Source organism: Bacteroides caecigallinarum, assembly GCF_016902295.1.
Taxonomy (GTDB): domain Bacteria; phylum Bacteroidota; class Bacteroidia; order Bacteroidales; family Bacteroidaceae; genus Phocaeicola; species Phocaeicola caecigallinarum_A.
On sequence record NZ_JACJLQ010000083.1, the window covers coordinates 1 to 2,898 of the forward strand.

The 2,898-nt window shown below is 37.1% G+C and carries 4 protein-coding genes; all 4 read right to left on the reverse strand.

What is annotated here, in order from left to right; genetic code table 11:
* Nucleotides 1-163 precede the first annotated feature (163 nt).
* Entirely contained in the window at nucleotides 164-1,063 is a 900-nt protein-coding gene (locus H6A27_RS14080) for a hypothetical protein (RefSeq protein WP_204509139.1), read from the reverse strand.
* A gap of 4 nt (nucleotides 1,064-1,067) precedes the next feature.
* On the reverse strand, nucleotides 1,068-2,264 hold the full coding sequence (locus H6A27_RS14085; protein WP_204509140.1) for an AAA family ATPase: 1,197 nt from the start codon (nucleotides 2,262-2,264) through the stop codon (nucleotides 1,068-1,070).
* 6 nt (nucleotides 2,265-2,270) lie between these two features.
* Nucleotides 2,271-2,537 (reverse strand): hypothetical protein, encoded by a 267-nt coding sequence (locus H6A27_RS14090; RefSeq protein WP_204509141.1) that lies wholly within the window; start codon nucleotides 2,535-2,537, stop codon nucleotides 2,271-2,273.
* A gap of 161 nt (nucleotides 2,538-2,698) precedes the next feature.
* Nucleotides 2,699-2,898: hypothetical protein (locus H6A27_RS14095; RefSeq protein ID WP_204509142.1), on the reverse strand; the 200-nt coding region annotated here is incomplete at its 5' end.

The window sequence follows — 2,898 nt, forward strand, 5'->3', positions numbered from 1 at the left end:
CTCCTGATAGTTTACTTTTTCTTTCGCCATAATCATTGATGTTATTGGGTTATGGCGCAAAGGTATGTTTAAGGAAAATGCGTGTCAAGGCGGAGAATAGAATGGTTACATATACAGGTTTATGTTTGTGGTTATAATATAATAATTTTTTAGTATACAGTTTTTATAAATGTTTCCCTATATGTCCTATTAGAATCCTACCTCCTGCTATATCCTTTCTTCCTTTATGGAAATAGATACGTTTGTCTTTATGATACTTGCCATCATTAGAGTCATCGTAACAAAGTTTGGCATGAAGTTCGCACAAGACATCAATATTTTTCTCTCCATTGTCAGGTTTAAAAGCAAATTTCATGTACTTTTTGTTTCCTCCACCTTCAGGAGTAGCCACTTCGGGGAATTTAGCTTTGTCTGAAAGTTCACGTAATAAATCCGTCTGATTAAACCCGGGATGTTTTTCCATTAAGTCCGGTAGTATGTCGTGTATTCCGTTCAGATGAAATATGATTGTTCGGGCAAAACTTTTCAATATATTGCCCACAGAATCCTTGTTATGATCGTGAAAAAACATATTTGGATAGAATTTCCTGCACTCGTCAATAAAGTATTCCGCTTCACCATGAAACAGCCCTAAGTGATATCGTCGGAAGTCATACCAGCTGCTTTTATCATATACGATTTGCGATTTGTCTGCTATACCTTCTATCGGCACCATACTTATTACTCCTACGCATCCATTTATAGAATTCTCGTCTATCTGTTTACATATCTGTTCTATGGTAATTTTTTTGCTGTGTCGTTGCAGTATTCTTTGCAGTGAGGATTTCAAGTCTCTTTCCTCTCCCTCCGCATCACATATATTATAAGCATATTCCCCCAAGGTCATCCCGTTTGGCAATATAGCTTCATAAATGTTATCGTCCACAATTATTTCATTTTCATCATTGAAGGAGTCAATGGTCGAATATTCAGACAAAAAAGCATACACACTATTTATTACACTACATAATGATACACCTTTTGCGCAGAAAGATTGTGGAATAATATAGAATGTAACTTTCATACAGTTATTTGCGTTGGCGCTTATATTGAAAGAGTTTGCTCATAGCCAGTTCTGCCTCGTCAAAAAAGCCTTGGGGCCAGTTAGTGATGAATCCGTCTTCCTTTAAATCCATCTTCTTGCTTGAAAAATCCTTATCGAAATAATGAATAGTCACATCATTATTGGATAATTTTACTTCCGGATTTGCAACAGCCACACGAATAGCGTTCAAGATATGTTCACTATGGCTTTCAATAAAAAACTGAGGAGCATTCTCTTCACTGGCACGTTCTGCAATCAGTTGCATAAAACGCGACTGAGCCTTGGGGTGTAAATGTGCTTCCGGATTTTCAAAGATCACCATTTCTTCTTTCTCGGCTATAAGAGCAGTTACCAGCAACGCCAATATATAACTATATCCAAAGCCTACATTTACACTTTTATGCAGTTTTTCACCATTTAGAGGCGACATTTCCAGTTCCAATGTGCTTGCGGCTTCTTTTACTGAAATTGCTGCTCCATCAAAAATATAGTCCAGCCATTCCTGGCATACATCCAAAAGTCCTTTTGCCTTACCTGATCGTGACAATGAAGTCTTAATCCCCGGATTACGTGCCAAGATATTAAGAAAATATTCCCCGTGACATCCGGTTTTTGTATCAAGCGCTCCAAACTTGTCATAATAAAGCCGTGCTCCCATTCTGTCTGCCGATACATAATGCACATTCTTGAACATTGAAATCACGAGTTCGTCATCTGTATAGTCGAAAGACTGTTTTGTACCTGCGCCTCGGATAGAATTATTGTTGTCCGGTGCGAAAATACCTAATTCTATTTTCGATGCCATATTCCCGTTAGATTCATAATCCACCAGCTCCCCTCTGTCGGCAAACATACCATGCTGCTTATAATAAAAAGAAAAACTGCTTTCTTCTGTTTCACCGGTTTTCCTGTCCGAACGGAAACCTAAAATTACGGTAGGGAAGTCCTTGCAGTTTATTATGTCATTAAAATCACCGAGTTTTATCCACCTGTTCGACGAAATCAGCAACGAACGGAAAGAATTATGAGTGTAAGCCGATTGAGATAACAACAGAATAGATTGCAGGACGCTTGACTTACCTCTTCCGTTAAGTCCGGTAAACAGATTAATTTTTGACAGATCGAAGACCCGTTTTTCAGCAAAACATTTAAAATTAGTAAGATGCACCTGTGTCAACATATCAGATTACTCTTTAATCCATTCCCAATAATTTTTGTTCATCCATCCCTGATAGTTGGATTTGCTAAGTTCCGATACAAATAAAATATCATTACCATCCATTTTTTCATGCAATGACGTAGCTATTTCATTTGCGTTCAGACTACTTTTCAGCAGCCATACAGATTTTTGTATATGTAGTGCGGAGCCTAAAGATTCAATTTTCTGAAATAAATCAGTATAATCCTTTCCCGGATTATTCAGATCATATGAAATTATATATAAACGTGTCATAATGTATCTTTAGTTAAAATAAAACTGTTTTGCAAATTTATATATAAATATTGATATACCGCAAATGTTACGATAAAATCTATCTCCTTTATCTTCCTTTGTTCAAGATTCTCCAGAAGAAATGCCATGTCCGGAACACAGGTTCACACATCATTTCCCCATTACATTGTTTCAAAGTCATAAACAATATTTTCCTTTTTTCTGTCCATCAGTTCCTTGATAACCAGTCTTCTCATCTCCCTTGCCTTTTCATGGCGAAAACGGAGCATACCCACCCACTTAGAACGGCATAATCCACCCACAATTATTGCTAAAATGGGCTTGAAAAGGGCATAAAAAACGGAGCATATCCGTTCATTTT